This window comes from Intrasporangium oryzae NRRL B-24470 (assembly GCF_000576595.1).
Lineage (GTDB): Bacteria > Actinomycetota > Actinomycetes > Actinomycetales > Dermatophilaceae > Intrasporangium_C > Intrasporangium_C oryzae.
In genome coordinates, this window is sequence record NZ_AWSA01000002.1 from 1 (window position 1) to 26,378 (window position 26,378).

General features: G+C 70.4%; 25 protein-coding genes. 12 read left to right on the forward strand and 13 right to left on the reverse strand.

Annotated elements, in window-relative coordinates:
- Positions 1-612: 612 nt before the first annotated feature.
- Both N865_RS00880 and N865_RS00885 read right to left on the reverse strand, forming a co-directional pair.
- A complete protein-coding gene (locus tag N865_RS00880; protein ID WP_034800534.1) occupies positions 613-1,038 on the reverse strand; it encodes an ester cyclase in 426 nt (141 codons plus the stop codon).
- A gap of 54 nt (positions 1,039-1,092) precedes the next feature.
- On the reverse strand, positions 1,093-1,596 hold the full coding sequence (locus N865_RS00885; RefSeq protein ID WP_034800535.1) for an SRPBCC family protein: 504 nt from the start codon (positions 1,594-1,596) through the stop codon (positions 1,093-1,095).
- Between the two features lie 87 nt (positions 1,597-1,683).
- On the opposite strand from N865_RS00885, the gene N865_RS00890 reads away from it, so the two are divergent.
- Positions 1,684-2,328: a TetR/AcrR family transcriptional regulator gene (locus N865_RS00890; RefSeq protein WP_051509773.1), complete on the forward strand. Its 645-nt coding sequence runs from the start codon at positions 1,684-1,686 to the stop codon at positions 2,326-2,328.
- 730 nt (positions 2,329-3,058) lie between these two features.
- Positions 3,059-5,542, forward strand: coding sequence for a VWA domain-containing protein (locus tag N865_RS00895; protein ID WP_169735676.1), 2,484 nt, complete (start codon positions 3,059-3,061; stop codon positions 5,540-5,542).
- A 199-nt stretch (positions 5,543-5,741) separates the two neighbouring features.
- On the opposite strand, the gene N865_RS00900 is transcribed toward N865_RS00895, so the two are convergent.
- Together N865_RS00900 and N865_RS00905 are read right to left on the reverse strand one after the other, a co-directional pair.
- The gene (locus N865_RS00900; protein ID WP_034800537.1) at positions 5,742-6,863 is read right to left on the reverse strand and encodes a DmpA family aminopeptidase; all 1,122 of its coding nucleotides are present in this window, start codon (positions 6,861-6,863) and stop codon (positions 5,742-5,744) included.
- A 67-nt stretch (positions 6,864-6,930) separates the two neighbouring features.
- The gene (locus N865_RS00905) at positions 6,931-7,239 is read right to left on the reverse strand and encodes a YciI family protein (protein ID WP_034800539.1); all 309 of its coding nucleotides are present in this window, start codon (positions 7,237-7,239) and stop codon (positions 6,931-6,933) included.
- Between the two features lie 407 nt (positions 7,240-7,646).
- Between N865_RS00905 and N865_RS00910 the strand changes: the two genes are divergently transcribed.
- The 3 genes from N865_RS00910 (at position 7,647) to N865_RS00920 (ending at position 11,666) form a co-directional block, all read left to right on the forward strand.
- Entirely contained in the window at positions 7,647-8,873 is a 1,227-nt protein-coding gene (locus tag N865_RS00910) for a peptidoglycan-binding domain-containing protein (RefSeq protein ID WP_084327833.1), read from the forward strand.
- A 226-nt stretch (positions 8,874-9,099) separates the two neighbouring features.
- Positions 9,100-11,094 carry a GMC family oxidoreductase N-terminal domain-containing protein gene (locus N865_RS00915; protein WP_051509776.1) on the forward strand — a complete coding sequence of 665 codons (1,995 nt, stop codon included), beginning with the start codon at positions 9,100-9,102 and terminating at the stop codon, positions 11,092-11,094.
- The gene (locus N865_RS00920) at positions 11,088-11,666 is read left to right on the forward strand and encodes a hypothetical protein (protein WP_034800541.1); all 579 of its coding nucleotides are present in this window, start codon (positions 11,088-11,090) and stop codon (positions 11,664-11,666) included. Before N865_RS00915 ends, N865_RS00920 begins: the two co-directional genes overlap by 7 nt.
- A gap of 17 nt (positions 11,667-11,683) precedes the next feature.
- Here N865_RS00920 and N865_RS00925 read toward each other — a convergent pair whose 3' ends face one another.
- The 4 genes from N865_RS00925 to N865_RS00940 form a co-directional block, all read right to left on the reverse strand.
- On the reverse strand, positions 11,684-12,400 hold the full coding sequence (locus N865_RS00925; protein ID WP_034800544.1) for a hypothetical protein: 717 nt from the start codon (positions 12,398-12,400) through the stop codon (positions 11,684-11,686).
- 219 nt (positions 12,401-12,619) lie between these two features.
- Complete coding sequence (locus tag N865_RS00930; RefSeq protein WP_034800546.1) at positions 12,620-12,820, reverse strand: hypothetical protein; 201 nt, start codon at positions 12,818-12,820, stop codon at positions 12,620-12,622.
- The gene (locus tag N865_RS00935; RefSeq protein ID WP_034800548.1) at positions 12,817-13,749 is read right to left on the reverse strand and encodes an SPFH domain-containing protein; all 933 of its coding nucleotides are present in this window, start codon (positions 13,747-13,749) and stop codon (positions 12,817-12,819) included. Before N865_RS00935 ends, N865_RS00930 begins: the two co-directional genes overlap by 4 nt.
- A gap of 79 nt (positions 13,750-13,828) precedes the next feature.
- Positions 13,829-16,222, reverse strand: a complete 2,394-nt coding sequence (locus N865_RS00940) for a heavy metal translocating P-type ATPase (protein WP_034800726.1) — start codon at positions 16,220-16,222, stop codon at positions 13,829-13,831.
- 149 nt (positions 16,223-16,371) lie between these two features.
- On the opposite strand from N865_RS00940, the gene N865_RS00945 reads away from it, so the two are divergent.
- Together N865_RS00945 and N865_RS23680 are read left to right on the forward strand one after the other, a co-directional pair.
- Positions 16,372-16,704 carry a histone-like nucleoid-structuring protein Lsr2 gene (locus N865_RS00945; protein WP_034800550.1) on the forward strand — a complete coding sequence of 111 codons (333 nt, stop codon included), beginning with the start codon at positions 16,372-16,374 and terminating at the stop codon, positions 16,702-16,704.
- A 158-nt stretch (positions 16,705-16,862) separates the two neighbouring features.
- On the forward strand, positions 16,863-18,284 hold the full coding sequence (locus N865_RS23680) for a glycosyltransferase (protein ID WP_034800552.1): 1,422 nt from the start codon (positions 16,863-16,865) through the stop codon (positions 18,282-18,284).
- Between the two features lie 45 nt (positions 18,285-18,329).
- Here N865_RS23680 and N865_RS00955 read toward each other — a convergent pair whose 3' ends face one another.
- Complete coding sequence (locus tag N865_RS00955; protein ID WP_245603619.1) at positions 18,330-18,653, reverse strand: GNAT family N-acetyltransferase; 324 nt, start codon at positions 18,651-18,653, stop codon at positions 18,330-18,332.
- A 57-nt stretch (positions 18,654-18,710) separates the two neighbouring features.
- Complete coding sequence (locus N865_RS00960) at positions 18,711-19,472, reverse strand: pirin family protein (RefSeq protein ID WP_034800556.1); 762 nt, start codon at positions 19,470-19,472, stop codon at positions 18,711-18,713.
- 171 nt (positions 19,473-19,643) lie between these two features.
- Between N865_RS00960 and N865_RS00965 the strand changes: the two genes are divergently transcribed.
- From N865_RS00965 to N865_RS00975, 3 genes are all read left to right on the forward strand, one after another.
- The gene (locus N865_RS00965; protein ID WP_034800557.1) at positions 19,644-20,111 is read left to right on the forward strand and encodes a MarR family winged helix-turn-helix transcriptional regulator; all 468 of its coding nucleotides are present in this window, start codon (positions 19,644-19,646) and stop codon (positions 20,109-20,111) included.
- A 127-nt stretch (positions 20,112-20,238) separates the two neighbouring features.
- Positions 20,239-21,981: an FAD-dependent oxidoreductase gene (locus tag N865_RS00970; RefSeq protein ID WP_034800559.1), complete on the forward strand. Its 1,743-nt coding sequence runs from the start codon at positions 20,239-20,241 to the stop codon at positions 21,979-21,981.
- Positions 21,982-22,056: 75 nt separating this feature from the next.
- On the forward strand, positions 22,057-23,385 hold the full coding sequence (locus N865_RS00975; protein ID WP_157557500.1) for an adenylate/guanylate cyclase domain-containing protein: 1,329 nt from the start codon (positions 22,057-22,059) through the stop codon (positions 23,383-23,385).
- Positions 23,386-23,421: 36 nt separating this feature from the next.
- On the opposite strand, the gene N865_RS00980 is transcribed toward N865_RS00975, so the two are convergent.
- Positions 23,422-23,760 carry an ArsR/SmtB family transcription factor gene (locus tag N865_RS00980; RefSeq protein ID WP_034800563.1) on the reverse strand — a complete coding sequence of 113 codons (339 nt, stop codon included), beginning with the start codon at positions 23,758-23,760 and terminating at the stop codon, positions 23,422-23,424.
- Positions 23,757-24,221 carry an SRPBCC family protein gene (locus tag N865_RS00985; protein ID WP_034800565.1) on the reverse strand — a complete coding sequence of 155 codons (465 nt, stop codon included), beginning with the start codon at positions 24,219-24,221 and terminating at the stop codon, positions 23,757-23,759. Before N865_RS00985 ends, N865_RS00980 begins: the two co-directional genes overlap by 4 nt.
- Before the next feature lie 234 nt (positions 24,222-24,455).
- Between N865_RS00985 and N865_RS00990 the strand changes: the two genes are divergently transcribed.
- Together N865_RS00990 and N865_RS00995 are read left to right on the forward strand one after the other, a co-directional pair.
- Entirely contained in the window at positions 24,456-25,094 is a 639-nt protein-coding gene (locus N865_RS00990; protein ID WP_084327837.1) for an ATP/GTP-binding protein, read from the forward strand.
- Between the two features lie 131 nt (positions 25,095-25,225).
- Entirely contained in the window at positions 25,226-25,495 is a 270-nt protein-coding gene (locus tag N865_RS00995; RefSeq protein WP_245603620.1) for an SHOCT domain-containing protein, read from the forward strand.
- A gap of 72 nt (positions 25,496-25,567) precedes the next feature.
- On the opposite strand, the gene N865_RS01000 is transcribed toward N865_RS00995, so the two are convergent.
- The gene (locus N865_RS01000) at positions 25,568-26,377 is read right to left on the reverse strand and encodes a CHAP domain-containing protein (RefSeq protein WP_034800732.1); all 810 of its coding nucleotides are present in this window, start codon (positions 26,375-26,377) and stop codon (positions 25,568-25,570) included.
- Between the last annotated feature and the right edge of the window lies 1 nt (position 26,378).

A 26,378-nucleotide genomic window follows, 5' to 3' on the forward strand; every position in this document is an offset into this window, starting at 1 on the left:
TCGGCCTCATTTTCGAGCGTTGCCGACAGTTAGATGATTGTCGGCAGGACCGGTGTCCGGCCAGACTCAGTTCCAGGTGCCCGGCGGACTGCTCTTCTCGCGGCCGCCATTACAGCGTCCCGTGGAGTGGTTGGGTTTTGGTGACGGCGCGGCGTCCATCTTCCCGAACGAGGCCGCCGTGATCCGCCCCGTTAGAGCGGTCCTGGCCGACACCCACGACGAGTGGGCCACCGACGAACGGCGCTACCTCTCCGAGGAATCCGTGGCCAAGATCGGCAAACCCGAAGACATTGACACCGTCGCCCCTCACCGAGGGCTGACCGGTCGGCATCGAGATGACCTCAAAGCCCACCACTCGACGGGACTCTTACTCCCGGGCCTTGCGACCCATCGATGCAATCGCGGTCCGGACCCTCGCGTCTTTATGACTTCGGCTGATGGTTGCCCTTCGCGCTTCGGTTGACGCCTGATGGTGATTTGGCGATGTCTGACAGTTGCTTCGGTTGGTCCTTGACGCTCCCCTGATGAGGGAGATGAGCCTGGCTGAGCAGCGGTACTGGGCCGTGCTTGCCCTGTGCGCGCCGGCGCGGTGCGGGCCGACCTGACCTGGTGTCAGGCTCCTGCTGCGGGGGTCACTCCGAGCTGCTGGAGCAGGGCGAGGTTGTCCATCAGGATCCGGCTCGAGCTGATCTTGCCGTCGCGGAAGACGTCGCGGGTCCACGCCTCGACGCTCACGCGGTTTCCCGTCGGGGGGATGCCGAGGAACGCTCCGAGGTGGGTGCCCTGCCACGTGCTCCAGGCCATGACCATGTCGTCGTCGGCGACCATCTGCTCGACGGTCCACTGCAGGTCGGGAAAGGCTGTGAACATCTGCTGGAGGAAGTCACGGAGGCCCTCGCGGCCGGGTCCTTGGCCGGGTACCGGGTTCTCCTCGGTGAAGTCGTCGGTCACGAGCTCGGGCAGGACGCCCAGGTTGTGGCCGTTCAGGACCTCCTCGACGAAGCGGCGGTCGACGCTCTGGGCCGCGTGGTTGGGCATGGTGGTACTCCTGTCGGTCGATGGCAGTTGAAGGCGGGCTTGGGGAGTCAAACCTCAGACCGGGCGCTGCGGCGCCGAGGCGGCGGCAAGGGCCGCGATGCGCTCCAGGCTCTGGGCCATGTTCTGGTGCAGGTCTCCCTCGAGGTCGTCGACCCGGAAGAGGACCTTGAGGATGACGTGCAAGCTGGTCGGCACCGGGGCGGTCACCTCGTACCCGAGGGTGAGGCGGCTCTGGTCGGAGTTGACGCGGTCTATCTGGTAGGTCCATCTCATCGTTCCGCCACCGCGTTCGGTGCGTGAGAACGCGAAGACCCGTCCCGTCTCGGCGGTGACGACGACCGGATGGTTGGTCCAGCGCAGCCACCGGCGGCGGTTGGTGGCGGTGAAGCGGGCGCCCGCGACCGGTCCTTCGTCCCCGTCGGGCCCGTCCTCCCACCTGACGGCGACCACCTCCGGGCTCCACTCCGGCGTCCGGGTGACGTCCGACACGATGCGGTAGAGGGTGTCCGGGTCGCTGTCGACGAGGCGGGTGACCTGGTCGGCCGTCAGTGGCTTCATGGTGTCCTCCTGGGGTGGGCTCTCGTTCGAGTATGCGGCCGCGCAACCCCGGAATGCAATAGGGTATTGCAGATGTAGTATGGCATCGTGAACAAGGCTGAGGACGAGGTGAGTCGGGCTACGCCGCGGGCGCGTCAGCGCGCAGCGACCGAGGCGGAGATCCTCGAGGTGGCGCTGGCCCAGATGGGCAGCCACGGTGTTGCCGCGCTGAACCTCAGCGAGGTGGCTCGGCAGGTCGGGCTGCGTCAGCCCTCGCTGTTCCGGTACTTCCCGTCCCGGCTGGCCCTCTACGACGCGCTGTTCGCTCAGGGGATGCGCGCCCATCGCGACGCCGTGGCGGCCGCCCTGGCGCAGGGCTCCGGTGGCTGGGCGACCGTCCGGGCGGTCGTCGATGCCACGGCGCGGTTCTCGGTGGGCAACCCGGTGCTCGCCCAGCTCCTGTTCACCCGACCGGTGCCGGGGTTCGTCCCGTCAGCGGAGGCGTACGCGCCGAGCCTGGAGGTCTTCGAGATGGTGGCTGGCGCTGTCGCGGAGGCAGTCGCTGTCGGCGACCTGGCGGCCGAAGCCGCGACCCCCGACGGCGTGCAGCTGCTGGTTGCGGTCGCGGCCGGGGTCATCAGCCAGCAGGCGGCGAACGACCCCGACGCCGGTGAGCCCAGCCCGCTGCTCGGGACGGCGCTCGAGATGTACGCCTCGTTCTACCGACCCGGCTCCGCGCGCCACAAGGCCTGAGCCGAACGCGCACAGACCGATCCGTGATGCCAGCGGAAGACCTCAGCAGCGGGACCAACGACCTCGGCGCGACTGTCCGGTCTGATGCGACGGGCGATAGCCGGCTCGCCATCCTGCATCCGCCTGACCAGACGGGAGGGCGCGAGCAGTTCGCACGGCGGACAGAGAGCTGAAGCGGTGTATCAGCGGTGGTCGTCGATGCCTCCGCCTTGTACCACTCCCTGCATGGAGGCAACTCATGACTCATCGGCTTGGCCGCGTCGTCACCGATGGCCGCACTGTTGATCAGACCAATGGCATCGACCTGACCCCCACGGCGGGTCCGCACGGCCCCGTGCGTTTCGTGATGCTCAACTTCGACAACGTCGCCCTCAGCCCGGGCGCGGAGCTACGCGTCGATCTGGGGTACGGGACCGACACGTTCACCTCCAACTCGGGTCCCAGCTTCTGGACCCGCCCCGTCGACACGGCCACCCTGCCGATCAAGATCCGCATCGTCGGCGGGAACGGCAGCGCGGTCCTGCGCAAGTTCGGCAGCGGCGAGCCCGACATCCCACCCGGACAGACGCCCGGGACCTCGATCGGCAGCCTGACCAACCCCGACGTGTTCCTCCACGACAGCACCTACCAGGAGCCGATCTACGAGACCCGGCTCGAGTGCAACCCGGGTTTCGCGTGGCGCAACGCCGCGTGCACCCTGCCCCCGATCACGGATGCGATCCACCGGCGTGTGGCGGCGGCCACGGGCATCATCGTCGAAGTCGACAACGACCATGTCAGCAGCTGTTCGGGCACGCTGATCGGTGCAGACCTGTTCCTGACCGCCAGGCACTGCCTGACCGACGCCAACCACGCGGATCTGCTCAGTTCCTCGGTCACGTTCGACTTCGCCACCGCCTGCGACGGCACGAGGCCGCCGGGGCATGTCACACGCTTCTTCAAGGTGATCGAGGAGGTGGCCTTCGGCGTCGCCGCAACGGGCGTGCTCCAGCCTCCGTCCAGCGTGGACTGGGTGGTGGTCCGGCTGGATGCCCCGCCTGGCGCGCTGCCCGCGCCCTTGCAGATCAGGCCGGCCGCACCGATGACCGGCGAGACGATCTTCACGATGCACCATCCCAACGGCGCCGCCAAGAAGACCCAGGCGGGCACCTTCGGCGGCGGGACCATCACCGGATTCGACTACGCGGGAGGCAGTTCGGGGTCCGCACTGTTCGATGCGAACGGCATGCTGGTCGGCGGACCACTGAGCAGCGGCGCCGGCTGCGGCGTGGGCTATGCGCCGGCCTCCGCCGTCAGGGCCGGGCTGACCAGTCCCCCCGCGCCGCCGCAGCCGATCGACGCGATGGTGGTGTTCGACCGGTCCGGCAGCATGGCCGCCGCGGCACCACCCGTGGGGCGCAGCAAGCTGGCCGAGGCACAGGACGCCGCCGCCCTGTTCGTTCAGCTGGTCCGGGAGAACCAGGGCGACCGGATCGGGCTGGTCACGTTCAGCAGCCAAGTCGACCTCGTCGACCCCCCGCAGGCCGCCGCCGCGGCCAAAGGGGTGCTGGTAGGGCCGGCGCCGTTCACGACCGGCCACGTCGGAGCGATCACCCCCGGCGGAGCGACCAGCATCGGGGCCGGGGTGGGCAACGCGCTGCTCGCACTGGCCCAATCCGGGACTCATCAGCGCGCAATCCTGCTCCTGACCGACGGGCTGCAGAACACACTGCCGATGCTTGAGGACGTCGAAGGCTCGCTCGGCAACACCATCGTCAACGTCATCGGGCTGGGCTCCGACGCCGATCTCAACGGCCCCCTGCTGACCCGCGTGGCGCACGCTCACGGCGGGCACTTCACCCGCGCGACTGACGGGCTGGCCCTTCGCAAGTTCTTCGGGCTCAGCTTCGGCAACATCTTCGAAAGCGGTGCCCTGGTCGATCCCGAGGCGGTCCTGAAGGCCGGTCAGCAGAGCTCCGATCCGCACGGCTTCGACGTGTGCGGGGAGGAGCGCATCACGCTCGTGCTCACCTGGGACTCCGAGGAGACCCCGCTGCTCGCCCGACTGTCGACGCCATCCGGCAAGGTCGTCTCCGAACGCCGGATCCGCCCGGTACGTGGCCGCAACTGGGCGTTCTGGCGGGTACCACTGCCCCACGCCGGTGAGCGCGACGGCCACTGGCAGTTCACCGTCGAGCGCCTCGGTGGGGGCGGCGAGTTCCCGCCACCGTCCACCGACGTGCGATACCAGTACCTGGTCATCTGCGCCGGAGGCCCCAAACTTGTGGCCCAACCCCCGGCGCGCCGTCTCTACACCGGCGACCCCGTCGACCTTCGGGCCGGGCTCCACTATGCCGATGGCACGTTCCCCAGCGACGCCACCGTCACCGTCCACATCGCCCGCCCGGAGCTGGCGCTGGGCCAGCTCACGGCCGAGGCCGGGCTCAGGCCGCCACAACCCGGCGCTGACTCGCTGGACGCCTTCCACTCGACCCTGCAAGCGATCGCCTCCGGCTCCGGCGGTCACCTACCCGTCGGAAACACGACCACGCAGGTGTACCTGTTCGACGACGGCCTTCACGACGACGGCGCGATGGAACCGGACGGCAACTACAACCACCGGGTCACCGACCTCACGCGAGTCGAGGGCACCTACCAGTTCCGGGCGATCGCCACCTACGGCACCCAGTGCTCGGCCACCCGCGAGGCCCACTGGTCCGTGCACGTCGAGCCGGGCATCGACCCGGGACGCAGCGAGGTCACTCTCGTGGACGTGGCTCCCGGGGCAGGCACGCTCAGCACCGGGGTCCTGGTCATCGTCCCGCGCGACGTCTACGGCAACCCTGTCGGCCCCGGGCGCGGAGACCTGTTCACCGTCTCGCCGATGCCCGCAGTGCACGTCGTCGGCCCCGTGCGCGACCGCGGTGACGGCGGCTACGAGGTCTCGGTGGAGTGGGACCCCAACCTCGTTGCGGACCCAGGAGTACTCGTGCACCAGCCGGACCGCGACGCCGTGGTGGTCAGCCCGCAGCCCGCCCCAAGATGCCGACACCGGTGCCACCGGACCGACTGTCGTCGCCCGGCCGGTGACCTGCTCCGGTGCCTCGGGATGGACGAGGCGGACATCAGCGCCGTGCACATCACCAGCGTCAACCTGCGCGTCGACCTCGAGGACAGCCACCACCCCGCCCACCCGACCGGAAAGTCCGGCACGCCGGGCTGCGGCTGCTCGTGACCGAGCTGGCAGCCGGAGGCTGCCAGCGGGTCGCGGTGAAGGGATGCACCTTGCTCGATGGGGTGGAGGCGCGGGCATACCCGTCGAGGTAGCCAGTGCTCAGTGCCTCTCACTGGTCAATGAGCGAGACTTCCTCCGAGGGTGTGTTGGTGGCCATGAGAAAGGGACGGACGCGCCCGCATCCCATGGGCAGGGGTCCTCACGAGCGGGGCTTGACGGGCGCCGCCATAGCCTCCCGCAGGAGGTGATGGGGCAGGGCGTGGGCGGTCACGCGATTGACCCCCGTCATCGTCTGGGCGGCGACGAGGGCGTTGACGATCGCCTCCTCGGTGGCCTCGATGACGGCGTCGAAGAGAGCGTTGACGTAGCTGTCCGAGAGCATGAGCACCTGAGAGGTCAGGGGCGGCGCATCGCCGTAGTGGCAGGGCGGCATACCCCTGTTCCCGGTCGAGAAGGCAAGGAACAGGTCGCCGCTGGAGTTCTCTCCCACCCCGCCTGTGCGCGCCACCCCGAAGGAGGCGCGCTGGGCGAGGCGGCGGCACTGCGTGGGCAGCAGGGGGGCATCGGTCGCCACGAGCCCGATGATCGAGCCGCCGCCCTGCTGGAGCAGCGGCGGGACGTCGGGGGTGGGGACCACCTCCGGTGGGACGAGCCGGCCAACGGGCACCCCGTCGACCGAGAGCCGCGCGCGCCGGCCGTGGTTCGCCTGGACGAGCACCCCCACGGTGAAGCCGCCGGCGTCGGCCGGCACGACGCGCGACGACGTGCCGATGCCGCCCTTGAACCCGTGGCAGATCATGCCGGTGCCGCCGCCGACGGCTCCCTCGGCAACCGTTCCGGCACTCGCGGCAGCGTATGCCGCGCGAGCGTGATCCGGGCGGACGTGGAAACCGTTGACGTCATTGAGGATCCCGTCCCAGGTCTCGCCCACGACGGGCAGGGCCCAGGCCTCCCGGTCGGCACCCAACTCCTCCACCTCGAGGGCGACGAGCGTGTCACGGACGACCCCCACGCTGTGGGTGTTGGTGATACCGATGGGCGACAGGAGCATCCCGGCCTCCCGGACCCACTCGATGCCCGTCATCTCGCCATTGCCGTTGAGGCGGTGGTAGCCGGCGAAGATCGGCTCGCTCCACACGTTGCCGTCGTGGGGTACGACCATGGTCACCCCGGTCCGCACCGGCCCGCGGCCGATCAGCAGCGGCCCGTCGCCCTCGACGATGGTGCAGTGTCCGACGCGTACGCCGTCGACGTCGGTGATCGCGTTGTCAGGGCCGGTCGGCAGGTCACCGATGCGAATCCCCAGGTCACGAGCCCGCACGGTGGACTCCCCTCACTGCCACCTCGTTCTTCACGTCCACGGCCCCTTGGCCATGGAGGTGCCATCCTCACATTCCGGGCATCTCCATGAACCGTTGCGTCGAGATCGTCCCGCCTGCCGCGGTGTGGGGGTGTCCCTCGAGGAACCCGTCGAGCTGCTCCTGCGAATCGGCCTCGATGACGGAGTAGCCGGAGACCTGCACGTCAGCGTCACCGTCGTTCTCGAGTGGTGAACCCATGTCGACGAGTCGGTCCCCGACCCGTTCGCCCCACGTCATCCATTCCTGCATTCCAGCCGCAGACTGCTCGGGCGGGATCTCGGCCATCTGAGCGCGCATGGCGCTCGTGGTGTTGTAGAAAACCATGTACTTCGACACAACTGCTCCTTCGACGCCGTGAGCCAGGCACCAGCCGATGCCGGACCACACTCGATCCTCCTCCGGCGCGAGTAGGCCCACAATGGAATGCCGTGATTCCTTCGGTCGGGCGGAGTCACCGAAGACGCGGCGTGCGAAGGCCATGCCGTCCGCTCGGCCGGTCGTGAGACCGTCGCGACCGTGCGATTCCCTCCGAGCGGGTGTAGCCCAGCGCGACGAGCGTGTCGTGGCTCAGGTCCGCGCCGACCTTCCCGCGGCTGCGATCAAACCACTCCTCGACCCTGTCCAGGAACGGGTCGATCAACTGTCCCCTGCCAGCATCCGGTCCGACGCGTTGTTCGGGTTCACCGGCGCCGGCGTCTCCGATATGACACGCTCGGATCGAGCCGCCAGGGAGGAGAGTCGCCATGGTCTTGGGCCGATCCGACCGGTCATCGGTGCGGACGCGCCGCCGATCCCGCTGGACCCGCTGGTCGGTCGTCAGTGTGGCCGTCCTCGCGGCGGCCTCGGTGCTCGCAGGGTGCAGCGGCGGAGAGACTCCGGTGTCCGCGGCGGAGGCGAAGGTCGCCGCGAAGCAGAAGGCGCTCGACGAAGCCGAGGCTGCGGCCACCGCGGCGAGCGCCACGTTCTGCTCGTCCAGCGCCACGTACATCACAGCGCTGGACCGCTATGGCGACATCCTCAACGCGACGGCGCCGACGGTGGGCGACGTGAAGACCGCTGGCCGGGACCTCAAGGAGCCGGGTCAGGCCGCGGCTTCGTCCGGGCAGGCCGCGGCCGATGCGCACCGCGAGGTGTCGAAGGCCGAGCAAGAGCTTGTCGCCGCCCAGGCTGAGCTTGTTGCGGCTCAGGCCTCGGCGACAGGTGGGACGGCACCACCGTCCACCACGCCCTCGGCGTCCGGGTCACCGTCGAGCTCCGCCACCACTCCCTCCGCCGAGCTCAGCGAGGCGGTGACCCGAGTCCAGCAGGCCGAGAACGAGTTCGCGACCGCCCAGTCAGGAGTCGCGGATGCCACGCCACTGCGCCAGGCTTCCCAGCAGTTCAACGCCGCAGCCGTCGCCCTCGAGATGGCGTGGCTGCAGCTCTACTCGGAGGCGGGATGCCTCACCGACGCCCAGCAGGACAAGGCCGCGAAGGCTGTCCACGACTACACCGCCGCCCTGCAGCAGGGCCTGGCCGACGCCGGCTACTACACGGGCAAGGTCGACGGGGTGTACGGCCCGACGACCGTAGCCGCCGTGGAGGCGCTCCAGAAGGCGCATGGTCTGCCCGTCACCGGAACGCTGGACAAGGCGACGGATGCGGCCCTGCGATCTGACCTGACAGCCAAGGGTGGGGCCGCCGCACAGGCCGCCGTGGCCTCGACCGCGGCGGTTCAGCAGACACTGAAGCTCGCCGGCTACTGGGACGGTCCGGTCGACGGACAATGGACGCCCGCGCTCACCGACGCACTGAAGAAGCTCCAGACCGACCTGAAGGTGCCGGCCACGGGCACCGTCGACGCAGCCACCGTCGCCGCACTCGAGAAGGCCATCGCGGAGGCGAAGCAAGCGCCGACCGTGACCTCGACCTCCACGGTCACGCAGACGGTGACGACCACCGTGACAACGACGTCGTCCAGCTCGCCCTGACCTTCGTTCGACGTATTCGGCCATCGGATCCGACCGCCGAATACGTCATATCGGGCTGCACGATCGGGGACCATGAGGGGGTGAGCGCCCTCCTCGCCGCCGTGGGGCGGTTCTCGTTTCGTTTGGTGCAGAGTCTCGGCCACGCAGCCAGACCGCAATGACGGCGCGGCCGCGGGGCGGCGAAGAGGCAGCGACGCTGGGGCGGCACCGTCCTGTCTTCGCTGCAGTGGCTCGCGCCGTCTGTCCGCCTGACGGGCTGACCACCGAGCTGATCGAGGCCACGGTCGACAATGCGGACGCCTATGTGGGTGCCCTCGGCCCCACGGCGAGGCGGGCGCTGCTCACCGTTGCCCAAGGACTGGAGCGCGCCACCCGACTGCGCTCGGGGATCCCCTTCAGCGCGCTCGACCCCGCGGATGCGCGTGTGGTCCTCGACCGCTGGCGTCGAGGCCCGATGCGCCCTGCTCTCAGGCTCATTCGGGACATCATCGTGTTGGCGCACTACGAGGTGCCCGAGGTACGCGCCGCGGTCGGGTACCTGCCTGATCCCTTCGTCGCTGCCAAGGCGGCCCAGCGCGGTGAGAGGTGGTCCGCCGACATCGCCACCCATCGACGGCTGCTGGTCGCTCCGGCACCGTTGTCGCCGTCGGCATCGAGGCTCCGGGTCCGAGCGCGGGAGTCGGCCGCGACTGCGGAAGACCCTCGATCCCACCAGAGTCGAAATGGCGTCATCCGCCCGGGGGCCGAGATGCCGAGCCTGGTCGAGTGCGACGTCGTCGTCGTGGGCTCTGGAGCGGGAGGTGGCGTCGTCGCGGCAGAGCTGGCCGAGGCGGGGTTGTCGGTGGTGGTTCTCGAGGAGGGCGAGCACCACTCGACCGAGTCGTTCACGACGTCCACCCTGAGGGCCCTGCAGACGCTCTACCGCGAGGGTGGCGCGATGACCACACTCGGCCGTGCGCCGATCGGCTACGCCGAGGGCCGGTGCGTCGGCGGCGGCACGGTCGTCAACGGGGGCATGGCCTTTCGTGCCTCAGAATCGACCCTGTCACGGTGGGCGACCACATCCGGCGACCGGACCTTGGCCGGCCATGGCCTCGACGCCCACTACGAACGCGTCGAACGCTTCCTGTCCGTGGGTCTGCCGGACCCGGGCTCGATCGGACGAGACCAGGACCTCCTGCGCCTCGGCGCCGAGCGGTTGGGGTGGCGGGTCGTGGACGACCGCCGCAACCACGTCCACTGCGGAGGGTGCAACGTCTGCACCTGGGGCTGCCCGACGGGTGCCAAGCAGTCGACTCTCGTCAGCTACCTGCCGCGCGCCCTCGCGTTCGGGGCGACAGTGTGGGCCGGCTGTCGGGTCGACCGCGTCCTGATGACGGGCAAGCAAGCCGTGGGAGTCCGCGGGCACGTCAGTGGGGACGCAGGCCGCGCACGGGTCTTCGAGGCACGGGCGCGTCACGTCGTGGTCTGCGCCGGAGCGATCCAGACTGCCGCCCTCCTGCTGCGCTCGGGGGTGCAGCCCCCGTCCGGGCAGCTGGGCCGCAACCTGTCGGTCCACCCGGGAGCCGGTGTCGCTGCCGTCTTCGACGAGGTCGTCGAGGGCTGGAAGGGCGCCCACCAGTCGCTGCAGGTCCGTGAGTTCGAACGCGACGGCATCATCCTGGCAGCCGTCAACCTGCCGCCGTCGCTCGTCGCGCGATCGCTGCCTCTGGACGGGGCGCCGCTGGGCGAGACCATGACCCGGTACAACCAGATCGTCACTGCGGGAGTGCTCGTCGAGGACACGGGCACCGGCCGGGTCAGGGCACTCGGGAGGAGCGGCGCCGCGGTCACCTACCCCGTCGCACCCGCCGACGCCGGTCGGGTGGCGAGTGGACTCCTCCGCCTGAGCGAGGCGCTGCTGGCGGCTGGAGCGCACACCGTGCATCTTCCGATTCGTGGTCAGCAGCCGCTACAGAGCCGCGAGGACGTGCGCCGGGCATCCGCTCTCCGGTTCAGGGCGCCCGACATGGACCTGTCCACCGTTCATCTCATGGGCACCGCGAGAATCGGCACCGATCCCCTTTGGGCGGTGTGCGACCCGTACGGCGCCGTGCACGACGCGCGTGGGCTCTCGGTGGCCGACGCGAGCCTCTTCCCCGGCGCCGTCGGTGTGAACCCGATGCTCACGATCATGGCGCTCGCCACCCGCGTCGCAGAGAGGATCATCGAGACATGGTGAAGACCGCTGACCAGACCCCGGCAACGCCGGGCTACCTCTCACTCGTCCGGTCACCCACCCGCAGACTCACCGCACTGATGCGGCGGGGCGGCGAGCCCGATCTCGGCGCCCTGTCCGGTTGGGAGTGGCGCGGCACCAACCTTCCTGCATCGTCGCGCCTGCTCGGCATCCGGCGCTTCATCAAGGGTTTCGAGACGGTCGAGGGCCGCGCCCTGGGCTACAACGTGTCCGTCGTCGGCAGCGACCTCACGTCCCCATGGGCAGAGCGAAGGCAGCGCGATGGTCGTCGCGAGTGGGCCCGGTTCACCGTGTCCCGCGTCGACGCGACAGGCAGGGACAACCGTTACCTCAACGCCCTCCTGCTCGACTACGGAGGCGTCGCCTCACCTGAACGCGGCATCGCGGGACGGCTTCGCGACTACGTCGTCCAGGTGAGTCCGGGGTCGAACGACCTCCTTCTCGGACATGCCTTCCTCGCCGTTGGACGAACACGGATCCCCGTCGGCTGGTTCGCCCTCGAGCGGCTGCGCGAGCGGCCGACCGTCGGTCCTCAGGAGCAGCCACCGACCTGACCTCGGCGGCGTGGCGCTCATCCGCAATCCGCTGCTATCGCGAGAACCGGATCCCACCCCGCCGTCCACCCGAGCGCCTCGACCCACGCAGCAGCGGGATCCGCTTGTGCGTTTGGATCCGCCCAGGAGCCCGTCTCGATGTGACGGCGCAACCGGGTCAGAACCGCCTTGAGCTGACTGGCAATCCGTTCCTGCGTCGACGTATACAGCCCATCTGCGGCGAGCAGCTCGCTCGTGTGGTGGCGACAGAGCAGAGGCCTGCTCCCCAAGGCATAGGCATCCGTCGAGCCCGGCCATGCACAGGAGGGGCACATTCCGAGCCTCCATGTCCCGCGGCTGGCGCAGATCAGCTCGCGCGTGAATCCGAGCTGATCGACGATTCGGGTCAGCGTGCCCGAGGACTGGCCCGCATAGCCGATGCGGTCCACGTGGCTCCCCGAGAGGCCTACGCACACGCGACAGCGTCCCTTCCTGGCCAACGCCCTGAGCAGGCGGCGGCGACTCAGGGGCCGGGTGAACGCCCCGACGGCGTCTCCGAGCAGCTCCTCGTGCAACACTTCCGCGTCGAAGGGCAAGTGCCCCGCACGTGTGGCCGTCCCCTGCTCCCAGAGCTCGATGTCGACAAAGGCGTGGCCCCAGGCATGGCGCGGACAGAGACCCCAGTGCTCACGCAGCTGCGTGCGGATACCCCCGTCCATGATCTCCCCGTGGATGAACGACCACAGCGCGCCCACCTCGGCCCGGGAGAAGGGTGGTCCCGAGGGAGGCGCAAGCTCTACTCCGGGCACCGGTCACGCCGAGTACTCACAGGGCCAACGCCGGATCTGGGCCCGTATCGGACAACACAGTCCAAGTGAACCACCCGTTGATCGACCGATCTCAGCCCTGCACACTCCCACCGGTTCGATGTCTTCCACGGTCGCATGCGACCGTGGAAGACATCGAAGCCTGGGCTACTCGGGAGCGCTCCGGGGCCGACCACGCTGCGGGAGTGGCCCCGCGTGTCTGGGCATCCGGCCGGCCTCGGTCAGGGCACGGCGCAGGACGACCTCGACCTGGGCGTTGAGACTGCGCAGGTCGTCACCCGCCCACCGCATCATCGCGTCGTGCACCGCGGGGTCGAGCCGGAGGAGCACCTGGCGCCGGGCGCTCACGTGTAGAGCGACCCGGCATTGACGACGGGCGAGGGCGGCTGGTCGCCGCACAGCACGACGAGCAGGTTGCTCACCATGCTGGCCTTGCGCTCCTCGTCGAGCTCGACGATCTCGTGCTCGGCGAGCCGGGCGAGGGCCATCTCGACCATGCCGACGGCACCCTCGACGATCCGGCTGCGGGCCGCGACGACGGCGTTCGCCTGCTGACGCCTCAGCATCGCCTGCGCGATCTCCGGCGCGTACGCGAGGTGTGAGATCCGGACCTCGATGATCTCGACCCCCGCGATCGAGACGCGTTCGGCGACCTCCTCGGCCAGCTGGCCGGCGACGATGTCCGTCGACCCGCGCAGGGACGTGCCGGACCCGGTCGAGTCGTCATAGGGGTGGCTCGTCGCGACATGCCGCAGTGCGGACTCGGCCTGGACGGTCACGAAGTTCTGGTAGCTGTCGACGGCATACGTCGACTTCGCCGTGTCGGCGACCTGCCAGACGACGATCGCGGCGATCTCGACGGGGTTGCCGTCGGCGTCGTTGACCTTGAGGTGGTTCGTCTCGAAGTTGCGCACGCGGACGCTGACGCGACGGCGGACCGTGAGCGGCAGCACGAACCAGAACCCCGGGCGCGCCACCGTGCCGACGTAGCGGCCGAAGAACTGCACGACGAGCATCTGGCCGGGCGGGAAGATGTCGAGCGCGGAGGCCACGAGAACGAGGACGAGGATCGGCAGCCACAGCAGCGCCTGGTTGTTGGTGGCCGCCCACCAGATCCCCAGAGCACAGAGCGCGAGGACGATGACGCCGAACCAGCCCGTGACGGCGAACGCGGGTCGCTGCGAGATCTCGACCCTGGCCCCTTGGTGGCCAACGGGTCTCGGGGCACCGCTCGAACCGAGGGGACCCCGGTCGGAGGGTGGGGGAACAGTGGACATGCCGTGCCTCCTGAAAAAAAAGTGATAGTAAAGTGATATCGCTTTTCTCAAGGCCTGACAAGAGCCCGGTCCTGGGCCCTCAGGATGACGGCGACACGGGGTGAGGGTGGTCGGCCGCATCAACCGTGGCACTGGGGCCGGGCGTCGGGCCGGGCAGCCGCAGTCTCTTGAGCATGAGCGCGTTGACGGCGACGATGAGGCTCGAGCCGGACATCGACAGGGCCGCGATCTCGGGGCGCAGGGTCAGTCCCCACGCGGAGAAGACACCGGCGGCGATGGGCAGGGCGATGACGTTGTAGCCGACCGCCCACCCGAGGTTCTGGCGCATCTTGCGCAGCGTGCCGCGCCCGACCCGCAGGGCCGTCGGGATGTCGAGCGGGTCGGAGCGCATCAGCACGACGTCAGCCGTCTCGATGGCGACGTCGGTGCCGGCCCCGATGGCGATCCCGAGGTCGGCCTGCGCGAGGGCGGGGGCGTCGTTGACGCCGTCGCCGACCATGGCGACCTTGCGGCCGTCCTGCTGCAGCTCGGCGATCTTGCCGGCCTTCTCGCCGGGGAGGACCTCGGCGATGACCGTGTCGATGCCGAGCTCGCCGGCGATCCGCTCGGCCGTGGCCCGGTTGTCGCCGGACAGCATCACGACCTGCGCCCCGAGCGCGTGCAACGAGCTCACGGCCCGGGCGGACGTCTCTCGGGCCGCGTCGGCCAGGCCGATCACGGCCACGCCGCGTCCGTCGACCCCTACGAGCACGGCGGTCTGGCCCACGGAGGCCAACCGGTCCCGTTCAGTCAGCACGTCGCCCAGCTCGACTGCCTCGTCGGCCATCAGCCTGCGGTTGCCCACCACGACGCGGTGCCCGTCGACGCCCGCCACGGCGCCGTGCCCGGGGACGTTGCGAAAGCCCGAGGCCACGCTTCGATCACGACCCCGCTCGGCGGCATACGACACGACGGCGGCAGCGAGGGGGTGCTCGGACTCCTTCTCGACCGCGGCAACCAGCGTCAGCACCTCGGCCTCCGTGAGCCCTGAGGCGATGACGCGGGTGACCTCTGGAGCACCCTTGGTCAGGGTGCCGGTCTTGTCCATGACAACCGTGTCGATGCGGGCCGAGGTCTCCAGGGCGGTGGCGTTCTTGAAGAGCACGCCACGCTTGGCCGCGAGGCCGGTGCCGACCATGATCGCCGTCGGGGTCGCGAGCCCGAGCGCGTCGGGGCAGGTGATGACCACCACCGTGATCGCGTAGAGCAGCGCGGTCTGGACGCCCGCGCCGACGCCGAGCCAGGCGAGGAACGTCGCGAGGCCGCCGATGAGCGCGACCAGAACGAGCCAGAATGCCGCCCGGTCGGCGAGCCGCTGCCCGGGAGCCTTCGAGTTCTGCGCCTCCTGGACCAGGGCGACGATCTGCGCCAGAGCGGTGTCGGCCCCGATCTTCGTCGCCCGGACGCGCAGGGTGCCCGTCGTGTTGATGGACGCGCCGATCACCGGTGAGCCGACGGACTTCGACACCGGCAGGCTCTCGCCGGTCACCATCGACTCGTCGACCTCGGACCGGCCCTCCTCGACGTCGCCGTCGGTCGGGATCTCGGCGCCGGGGCGGATCAGCAGCAGGTCCCCCACGACGACATCGGCCGTCGGGACCTCGACCGGCTCCCCGTCGCGCAGCACCGTCGCCATGGGCGGGGCGAGGTCGATGAGGGTGCGGATCGCGTCGTTGGCGCCCCCACGAGCGCGCATCTCGAACCAGTGCCCGAGCAGGACGAAGGCGGCGAGAACGGCGGCGGCCTCGTAGAAGACCTCTCCCCCGCCGGTCAGCGTGATGTAGACGCTGTAGAGCCAGCCGGCCCCGATGGCCACGGCGACGAGGACCATCATGTCCAGCGTCCTGTTGCGCAGGGCCCGGAACGCGCCGTCGAAGAAGATCCATGCGGAGTAGAACACGACCGGCAGGCTGAGGATCAGGGTCCACACGTCGTCGCGCAGCCCGAACGGCGCCGGCAGCGTGAACCCGAGCATGTCCCGGCCCATCGGCGACCACAGGGTGATCGCGACCGCGAGGACCGCTGCCACGACGAACCGGTTGCGCATGTCTCGGACCATGTCGTCCATCGACATCCCCGCGTGCCCGCCGTGCCCCATGGCCTCCTGCGCAGTGTGAGCGGGAGCCAGTGCTGGGTGGGTTTCATGGCCCGTATGCCGCTGAGCCGCCTCCCGCGGCACCGGTGCCTCATCGGCTGGTTCACAGATGTGGGTGGGGGCGGACTCGCCCGCGCAGTGGAAGCCGCACTCACGGACCCAGGCACCGAGCTGCTCCACGTTGGTCCGGTCCGGGTCGAACTCGACGGTGGCGGTCTGTGACAGGGCGTTGGCGGTCACGGCCACGACCCCGGGCCGTCGCAGCAGGGTCTTCTCGATGATGGGGGTCGAGGTCGCCCACTGGAGGCCACCCACGTGCAGCACTGTCGTCTCAGCCATGACTCCGCTCCCGTTCATACCCCAGCGGGGTATGTATCGATCCTCTCACCTGTGGCCGAGCCTGTCCACGGCACCCCCTCGGTACAGCGCACCCATGGCGGCCCGCGAGACCTCTATCCTCGGGACACCACCCCCGAGAGGCACCCTTCATGGCAAAGCAGACCATCGTGACCCTGACCGACGACATCGACGGGACAGAGGCCGTCGAGACGGTCGCGTTCAGCATCGACGGGGTCGCCTACGAGATCGACCTCAGCGAGAAGAACGCCGCCACGCTGCGGAGAGCGCTCGCCCCGTACATCTCCAGAGCGAGGACGGCGGGGAGCTCACGCCCTCCCGCCCAGTCGTGGGTGGCCGTTCCGGCAGTGGGCCAGTCGCGCACCGCACTCATCCGGGCCTGGGCCGCCGCCCAGGGACTCACCGTCCCGGCCCGCGGCAGGATCCCGCAGTCGGTCGTCACCGCCTACGACGCCGCGCACTGACGCGTTCAGCAGGACTCACGGGGCGATGAGAACGGAGGCCGCCCGGACCAGAACGACGGGCCCTTCAGGCGCCCGCTGCAGCCCCTCGGTCGCCTTCCGGCTCTGCGCCTTTGCCCATGTACCCCTGGCAGCGCCCATCCCGGTGCGACGATGGTGAGATGCAGCTGGTTGAGATCCAGGCCGCTCCACTCGAGAAACTCGCGCAGCTGCTGGCCCCCGAGGCGGCAGAGCGGTTCATGGCGACGGCCGAGCGCGCCCGTCAGCTGCTCGCCGGTCGCGTCGTGTGGAACGTCAACACGACCGCTCACGGCGGCGGTGTCGCGGAGATGCTGCAGGCCCTGCTCGCCTACGGCCGAGGCGCCGGGGTGGACACTCGCTGGGCGGTCATCGACGGCGATCCCGACTTCTTCGCGATCACCAAGCGGCTGCACAACCTGCTGCACGGCTCTCCCGGCGACGGCGGCGATCTCGGTGCCGCCGAGCATGCGCACTACGAGGAAGTGCTGGCAAAGAACCTCGACGAGCTCCAGCGGCTCGTCCGCCCGGGCGACCTCGTGCTCCTGCACGACCCGCAGACGGCGGGACTCGTCGACGGCGTGCGCACAGCCGGGGCGCACGTCATCTGGCGCAGCCATATCGGTCGCGACGACGGCAACTCCGAGACCGAGCGCGGCTGGGACTTCCTCGGCGGCTACGTCGAACGTGCGCACGCCTTCGTGTTCTCGCGACAGCGGTACGTCCCCACGTGGCTGCCGCCGGAGCGGGTGCGGCTCATCGCCCCGTCGATCGACCCGTTCTCGACCAAGAACATGGTCCTCGACGACGACCATGTCAGCCGGGTGCTGCGCCGGGCCGGCCTGATCGAGGACGGCGACCGGATCGAGGCGGTGGAGTTCACTCGGCGCGACGGCTCGCCGGGGTTCGTCCGGCGGCATCCCGACCTGCTGTCGGGCGGGGGGCCGCCCCCGAGGGGGGCGCCGCTCGTCGTCCAGGTGAGCCGGTGGGACGGGCTCAAGGACATGCCGGGCGTGCTGGGCGCCTTCGCCCAGCACGTCGCGCCGGCAGAGCCGGAGGCACACCTGATGCTGGTCGGGCCCGCGGTCTCCGCTGTGAGCGACGACCCGGAGGACGCCGGTGTCCTTGCCGCGTGCAGCGCGGTCTGGGCAGGTCTGCCCGAGCCGGTGCGCCGGAGGTGCCATCTCGCCTGCATCCCCATGGACGACGTCGACGAAGACGCGGTCATCGTCAACGCCGTGCAGCGGCACGCCACGGTCGTGGTCCAGAAGAGCCTCGTCGAGGGCTTCGGGCTCACCGTCACCGAGGCGATGTGGAAGGGCCGCCCCGTGGTCGCGAGCGCCGTCGGCGGGATCCAGGACCAGATCACCGACGGCGAGGAGGGGCTGCTGCTGCCGGACCCGACGGATCTCGAGGGGCTGGGCGACCGGATCCTGCGCGTACTCGGTGACCCGGACCTGCGCGAGCGCCTCGGAGCGAGAGCCCACGAACGGGTCCGGAAGGACTTCCTCGGCGACCGCCACCTCATCCAGTACGTCGACCTGTTCGGCGACCTCGTGACCTGACGCGCGCGAGGCACGGTCGGCCGGCTCCGCCGGACGCGGTGGCCGTCAGTCGGTGACCTTGCTCGCCGCGTTCCGGTAGTCGAGGTCGTGGTAGTCGGGATGCCTCGCGATCCACGCATGGACGAACGGACAGACCGGGAGCACCGCCAGGCCGAGGCCCCGGACGTGGTCCAGGGCGCCGCGGACCAGCCGTCCACCGACGCCCTGCCCCTCGAGCGAGGCGTCCACCTCGGTGTGCGTGAAGACGATGAGCGTGTCGGTCTTCTGGTATGCCGCGAAGCCGAGCACCTCGCCGTCACGGACGATCTCATAGCGGCCCCGCTCCGGGGCGTCGATCACCTGCAGGTCCATCAGGGTCCTTTCGGTCACTGGGTCATCCTTGGAGGAGGGCCCGACGGGGTCAACCGACGGACCGCAGCCTCCGGCTCATGCGTCGAGGGTCGCATGCATCTCCCACACGAGGATCTCGGCCGGCTCGGTGGCGGTGACCTGCTGACCGCCGGTGGCCGTGAAGCGCACCGAGTCACCGGTCTCGAGCGGTCCGGCGCCCTCGAGAGCGACCGATCCACGCGGGACGAACAGGTGCATGAAGGGCGCCTCAGGCAGGCGCACGCTCTGGCCGGGAGCCAGCCGAGCGGCATACAGGGCCGCGTGGCGGTTCTTGATCCGGATCGCCGCCTCGTGGCGTGCCAGGCCCGACGCGACGGGGACGAGGCCGCCCTGGAGCAGCTCGTCGTCGATCTCGAGCTGCTCGTAGCCGGGGGTGATACCCGGCTCGTCGGGCACGACCCACATCTGGACGAAGTGCACCGGGTCCTGGTGGACCTGCCCATCGAGGCGCCACGAGTCGTTCTTCTCCGAGTGGAGGATCCCCGTCCCGGCACTCATCCGCTGGGCGAGGCCGGGGTAGATGACCCCGTTGTGGCCCGTGGAGTCCTGGTGGACGAGCGAGCCCTGGAGCACCCACGTGACGATCTCCATGTCACGGTGCGGGTGCGTGTCGAAACCGGTGCCGGGCTTGACGACGTCGTCGTTGTTGACGAGGAGCAGCCCGTGGTGGGTGTTGGCCGGGTCGTAGTGCTGGCCGAAGCTGAAGGAGTGCTTGCTGTCGAGCCAGGCGATCCGGGTCTGGTAGCGGTCCGCGGCGCGGCGGACGTCCACCTGTGGGGTCAGCAGGGTCGCGCTCATCTGGGGTCCTTCCATGGTGCGGCGGTCGTCGGAAGTCGTCGGAGGCCGTAGGACGTCGTCGGAGTGGTCAGGTGTTCTGATGGCGGAGACGGTCTTTTTAGGTGACGTGTCACCGACATGATGGTGGCAACTTACATGACATGTCAACTATTCCCCCGTAGAGTGGGCCGCGTGGACGTCAAGGACCCGTGGCTGAGCACCGAGCAGCAGAGTGTGTGGCGGCAGTGGCTCCAGGTGAACGCCCGGCTCCAGGCCGAGCTCCACCGCGGCCTGCAGGCCGACTCCGGGCTGTCGCTCCCCGACTTCGAGGTGCTCGTCCAGCTGACCGACACCCCGGCAGGCCGGGTCCGGGTCACCGACCTCGCCGACGCGCTCGAGTGGGAGCGCAGCCGCGTCTCCCATCACATCAAGCGCATGGAGCGCCGGGGGCTCGTCGGCCGCGAGGAGTGCGCCGAGGACGGCCGGGGCGCTTTCGTCGTCATCACACCGGAGGGCCGCGCCGCGATCGAGCGGGCCGCGCCCGCGCACGCCGCGACGGTGAAGAGCCTCGTCTTCTCGACGCTGACCGACGAGGAGCTGACGAGCCTCGCCGCGATCACCGCGAAGGTGGCCGACCGGCTGGCCGCCGGTCACGCCTGAGCGGGCCGGCGTCCGTGGCCGGAATCCCGGGAAGGGACCGGCCGGAGGCGGACGGGGGCGTACCTTGTTCGCAGTGAGGGACCGGCTGGGGTCCCGACCCCCGTAGAGGACGGGAGGTGTGCCTGAGATGGCACGACCACTCCTGCTCGCCGTCGACCCGGACTTCGAGAGCCTGTCCCGGATCGAGGCGGAGCTCGGCCGTCGGTTCGGCAGCGACTACCGCGTCCGGGGCGAACTCGACGCGACCGCGGCCCTCACCCAGCTCGAGCGCGCGGCCGAGCGTGGCGACCCGGTGGCCCTGGTCCTCGCCGATCCCTGGCTCCCCGACCTCCCGGGCGCCGCGCTGCTCGGCCGCGTTCGGACGCTCCACCCGGACGCGGGCCGGGCCCTGCTCGTCCCGTGGGGCGCCTGGGCCGACCGGCGCACCGCGGAGGAGATCCTCCGCGCCATCGCGCACGGGGAGATCAGCTACTACGTCCTCAAGCCGTGGACCTCCCCCGACGAGCTGTTCATCCGGACCGTCGGCGAGTTCGTGCAGGCGTGGTCGCGAACCGTGCCGGGCGTGAACCGGGAGGTGGTCGTCGTCGGCGCGGCGCGAGACCCGCGGGGCCACGATGTGCGAAGCCTGTTGACGCGCAACGGGATCCCGCACGCCTACCTCGACCGCGGAACGGTCGAGGCGACCGACGTCCTCACCCGCATCGACGCCCCGTCGCCCGATAGCGCGACCGGACCGATGGTCGTGTGGATGCCGGCCCTCGGCGGGACGCTGCTGGTGGACCCGACGGATGCGGAGATCTGCGGCGCCTGGGGCATCCGCACGGACCTCTCGGACATTCCCGCCGAGGTCGATCTCGTGGTCGTCGGCGCGGGACCCGCCGGCCTCGCAGCAGCCGTCTACGCGTCGTCCGAGGGGCTGTCGGTGCTCTGTGTGGAGGAGCGCGCACTCGGCGGGCAGGCCGCGACGAGCTCGCTCATCCGCAACTATCTCGGCTTCTCCCGCGGGCTGAGCGGAGCCGAGCTGGCCCAGCGCGGCTTCCAGCAGGCCTGGGTGTTCGGGGCGTCCTTCCTGCTGACCCGCCGCGTCGCGAGCATCAGTCCCGTGCAGGACGGCTTCGCGGTCGCGGTCGAGGGCGCGGGCGAGGTCCACGCCCGGGCCGTCGTGCTCGCCATGGGCGTCGCCTACCGCCGCCTCGGCATCCCGGACCTGGAGGCGCTCAGCGGTTCGGGCGTGTACTACGGCGCGAGCGTCTCGGAGGCCCACGGCCTCAAGGGCGCCCGGGCGGTGATCGTGGGCGGCGGCAACTCCGCCGGGCAGGCCGCCCTCCACCTCAAGAGGTATGCCGCTCACGTGACCATCGTCATCCGCACCCCCGACCTCTCCAGCACCATGTCGCGTTACCTCATCGACGAGATCGAGTCGAGTGACGAGATCACGGTCGTGCCCAACGCCGAGGTGGTCGGGGGGACGGGCGAGGGCTGGCTGCGCGAGATCACGCTGGCCGACAGGGACATGGGGACGGAGCACTCCCTGGCGGCGGACGCGCTGTTCGTCATGATCGGTGCCGAACCGCACACCCAGTGGCTGCCCGGCGAGGTGCTGCGCGACCAGCGGGGCTTCCTCGTCACCGGCGCGGAGGTCACCGCAGCCGCCGACTGGGAGCAGGACCGTCCACCTGCGCCTCACGAGACCTCGCTGCCCGGTGTTTTTGCCGTGGGTGACGTCCGGAGCGGCTCGGTCAAGCGCGTCGCCTCGGCCGTCGGCGAGGGCTCGGTCGTCGTGTCGGAGGTCCATGAGTTCCTCTCGCTCCAGCCGACGCGGGCGGCGGGGTCCGAGCCCACCTCCCCTGCACCTGCCGAGGGGCGCTGAGAATCCGTGGTCGCCGGCCAGCCGACCGCCTCCGCGCCCGACCGTCGAGCGGCCGCCACCCTCGCAGGGGCCGGGGTGGCCCTCGCAATCCCTCTCCTCGGGCTGGCGCTCCTGCTCGCCAACCCGACCTGGGATGCGATGTGGCAGCACCATCCTGCGCACTTCTGGCTCGTCCTCGTCGCTGCGCTCCTCAGCGCCGTCACGGCATACGGCACCGGCGAGGCCGCGTCCCGGCGCGGCGACGCGCGCGTCATGCTCGTGTCCCTGGCCTTCCTCTCCGCGGCGGGCTTCCTGGCACTGCACGCGCTCGCGACGCCGAAGGTCCTCCTCGACGGCACCAACCCCGGGTTCAACCTCGCCACCCCGGTCGGGATCGCCATCGGATCCCTGTTCGCCGCGGGCTCGACCGGGCCCATCGACGGTCCACGGTCGGTCCGGGCGATGCGAGTGGCCCGGCGCCTTCGGGTCGCGCTCGTCGTCGTCCTGCTCGGCTGGGCGGTCTTCTCGCTCCTGCGCCTGCCGCCCCTCGATGCGGGCGCCGGACCCGAGCGCACCTCGGGCTTCATGGTCCTCCTCGCCGTGGCGGCGACGCTGCTCTACGCCTGGTCGGCGGCGGCGTACGTCGTGCTGTGGCGGCGCCGCCGCGGCCTCATGCCCCTCGCGATGGCGGCCGCGTTCGTGCTGCTCGGCGAGGCGATGGTCGCCATCAGCCTGTCGGCGAACTGGCACTACAGCTGGTGGGAGTGGCACCTGCTCATGCTCGCCGCCTTCGTCCTCGTCGCCTGGGGGGCCCAGCTGCAGTGGCACGAGGAGCGCTTCTCGGGCCTCTACCTGGACGAGACGGTCTCCGGCACGAGGGAGATGAGCATCCTCTTCGCCGATCTCCAGGGTTTCACGACCTTCTCCGAGGACCACGAGGCCGAGCAGGTCACCTCCATGCTCAACGACTACTTCGACGTGGCGGTACCGGCCGTCGTCAAGCGACACGGCGGTGAGGTCGACCGGATCATCGGCGATGCCCTCATGGTGACGTTCAACCGCCGTGGGGACCAACCGGACCACGCTCTGCGCGCCGCACGTGCCGCCCTCGAGCTCCAGGAGGAGACCGGACACGTCGCGGCCGCACACCCGGGCTGGCCGAGGTTCCGGGTCGGGGTCAACTCTGGGCCCGTCGCCCTGAGCCTCCTCGGCGGTGCGGGTGGCCGCACCCACACGGTCATCGGCGACGTCGTCAACGTCGCGTCCCGTCTCGAGGGGCGGGCTCCCGTCGGCGGCGTGGCGGTCAGCGCGGCCACGCTGGACCTCCTGCCCGGTGCCCGGGTGGTGCCCCTCGGCGCCCTCGACCTCAAGGGCAGGGCCGAGCCCGTCGAGGCCTTCTCGCTCACCTCCCTGCCGACCCACTGACTCCGAACCGGCTCGGGCGGTCGGGTGCAGCGGTGCTCAACGCTCCTGGCTGCGCTGGATCGCCTCGGCCATCCGCTTGATCCGGCGCAGCCTGGCGTCCCACGCCGAGCCGACCTCGGAGAGCTGGGCCACGGCCCGAGCGAGCTGGGCGTCGTCGACGCGGTAGCGGACCTCCCTCCCGACCGGGGTGACGCGGACCAGGCCCACGCGGTCGAGGACCGCGAGGTGCTTGGCGACGGCCTGACGCGTCACGGGCAGCCGCTCGCTGAGGCTCGTCGCCGTGCCCTCGCCCTCGGTCAGGAGCAGGTCGAGCATGCGCCGACGGGTCGGGTCACCGACCGCCGACCAGAGATCGTCGTCGACCGCGACGGTCATGGCGTGGACACCAGCCTCGTGGCATAGGCGCGAAGGCGCGGGAGGTACGTGTCCCAGCCCACCGAGTGGTCCCGGTAGTGCTCCTCGAGGACCGCGACCTCCCAGCCGCGCTCGCGGAACCCGGTCTCGGTCATCCGCAGCATCGTGCCCGAGCCGGACGGGGTGAGCTCGAAGGTCACGAGGAGCGAGTTGGCCTGTGCGGCAGCCTCTCCGTCCGGGTAGACCCATCGGAACGAGAAGCGCCGAGGCGGTCGGGCCTCGACCACGGTGATGGGCACCACCATCGCCTCGGGCGTCGTCCGATCGCCCCACGACAGCTCGCCGATCGCTCCGGGAACCGGGTCGAGATGCGCCTCGTCGGCCCACCACTCCCGGAGGTGGACCGGGCTGCTGATCACCTCGAAGACGACGTCCGGCGAGGCCTCGATGTGGATCTCGCGCTCGATGCTCCCGAACTCCATGCTCTTCCTGCCTCCAAGGTCGGATCGTCATGCAACAAGTGGTTGCACAACACCGTAGTTCCCTCCACGGCGGCCGGGCAACCGCGGCGTGCCGAGAAGGCGCACGTGCTGCTGGTCCCCTGCCCGCGTCCGCGGTGACGGACCGACGACGCGCCGGCCCAGCGGCATACCTCTGTTCCGTCGGTCGCCCGCTGAGCCAGACTGAGGGGAGCTGTTTCGACGGGAGGCGGATCGATGACGCGGTGCGGGTGCTCGGCGGCGCACGAGCGCCGACGGATCGTCCTCACGGGTGGACCAGGTGCAGGCAAGACCGCCGTCCTCGAGATGGTCCGGCGCTCCCTCTGCGAGCACGTCAAGGTCCTGCCAGAGTCCGCCGGCATCGTCTTCGGCGGCGGGTTCCCGCGCGAGGACGACCCCGAGTGCCGGCGCGCATCCCAGCGGGCGATCTTCCACGTGCAGCGCGAGCTCGAGGTCATCGGCGACGTCCACGGCCCGGCCATCGTGCTCTGCGACCGCGGAACCCTCGACGGCCTCGCGTACTGGCCGGGCCCATCCGAGGACTTCTGGTCCTCGACGGGCGCCGACCCCGCAGCGGAGCTCGACCGGTACGACGCCGTCATCCACCTCCGGACGCCCTCGTCGAGCCAGGGGTACAACCGGACGAACCCGCTCCGGACCGAGTCTGCGAGCGCGGCGGCGGAGATCGATGCGCGGATCCTGGAGGTCTGGGCACGCCACCCGCGCCGCTACGTCGTCGAGTCCTCGGGCCGGTTCATCGACAAAGCGGCCACGGTCCTCACGATCCTGCACGACGAGCTGCCGGACTGCTGCTCGCGCAACCTCCCGCCCAACCCGCACCACGAGCGGCTGTAGCCGGGCCGGCGTCCGTGTGCGCGGCAGGACCCACGTCACACCTGCCGGGAACACGCGCCACACCTGCCGGGAACACGCGCCGTCACACAGGTGGCGGGCACACCATTGAGGTATGAGGCTGCTGTGCCTCGATGGGAGAGACGGACATGTGGAACTACGGCATGGGCTGGGGCATGGGTCCTGCCATGTGGGTCATCCTGGCCCTCGGGACCATCGGCTTCTGGGCCCTGGTCATCTGGGTCGTTCGTGAGCTGGTGCGGGCACGCCCCGTGACGCGCGAGTCGTCGTCGCCCGAGCCGCGGGACGACCCGCTGCGGCTGCTCGACGAGCGGCTCGCCCGTGGGGAGATCGACACCGAGGAGTACGAGCGCATCCGACGCGTCCTCACGGCGAAGCGCTGACGAGGCACGCCGTGAGACGCACGCAACGCGACGGAGGCGCCGCTGGGAGGCGGTCGCGACGTGGCGGGGAGATCAGGGCGCGTAGATGTACTTCATCCCGCTGATGTCGGTCAGGGTGCGCGTGTCGTAACGGCCCGGACCGGCCAGCGCGTTCATCTCGAGGATGGTCACCTGGTTGCCGTTGACGGCCGTCACCCAGGCGACATGGCCGGCGCTCGAGGAGCCGTAGACGCCGGGCTGCATCACGACGATCGACCGCACCCTCGGCGTCCCGCTGACGGTGTAGCCGGCATTCGCCGCGCCCCACGCCCAGGTCAAGGCGTTCCCGGTGAAGCCACCCAGGTAGTAGCCCTCGGACCTGTGCCACTGCTCGAGCGCGCCCCACGTGCACTGGCCGTAGGTGGCCCAGTTGTAGGACGAACGCTTGCCGACCGTGGCGCGCGTTGTGTTCGACGTCGACTTGACGGCCGCGGTGGAGTTGAGCAGCGTCCGGCGGGTGAGCGAGCGGGAGGCCGCCAGCGCCGCCTCCTTGCGCTGCTTGAGAACGACGTCCTCGATCACCGTCGGGGCGCTCGAGCCGCCGGCGCGCGTCGCCCCGGATGCGAGGCCGATCGCCGAGAGCGCGTCGTCGGAGACGGGCAGGCCGGCGGCGGGACCCACGACCGCGGGGATGCTTCCCGTCGTGTCGCCGAGGCCCGCGCCGGCCACGGGCTCGCCGGCCCCGGCCGAGGGCGAGAAGGAGGCGATGAGCCCTCCTGAGGCGGCGACGATCGCGGCGCCCTTGACGGCGGGCTGAGCGGACTCCTTCGCGATCAGCCGCAGCTCGACGAGCGGGTTGTAGCGGCCTGGGGTGCGGTGACGACCAGCGGACACAACAGTCATG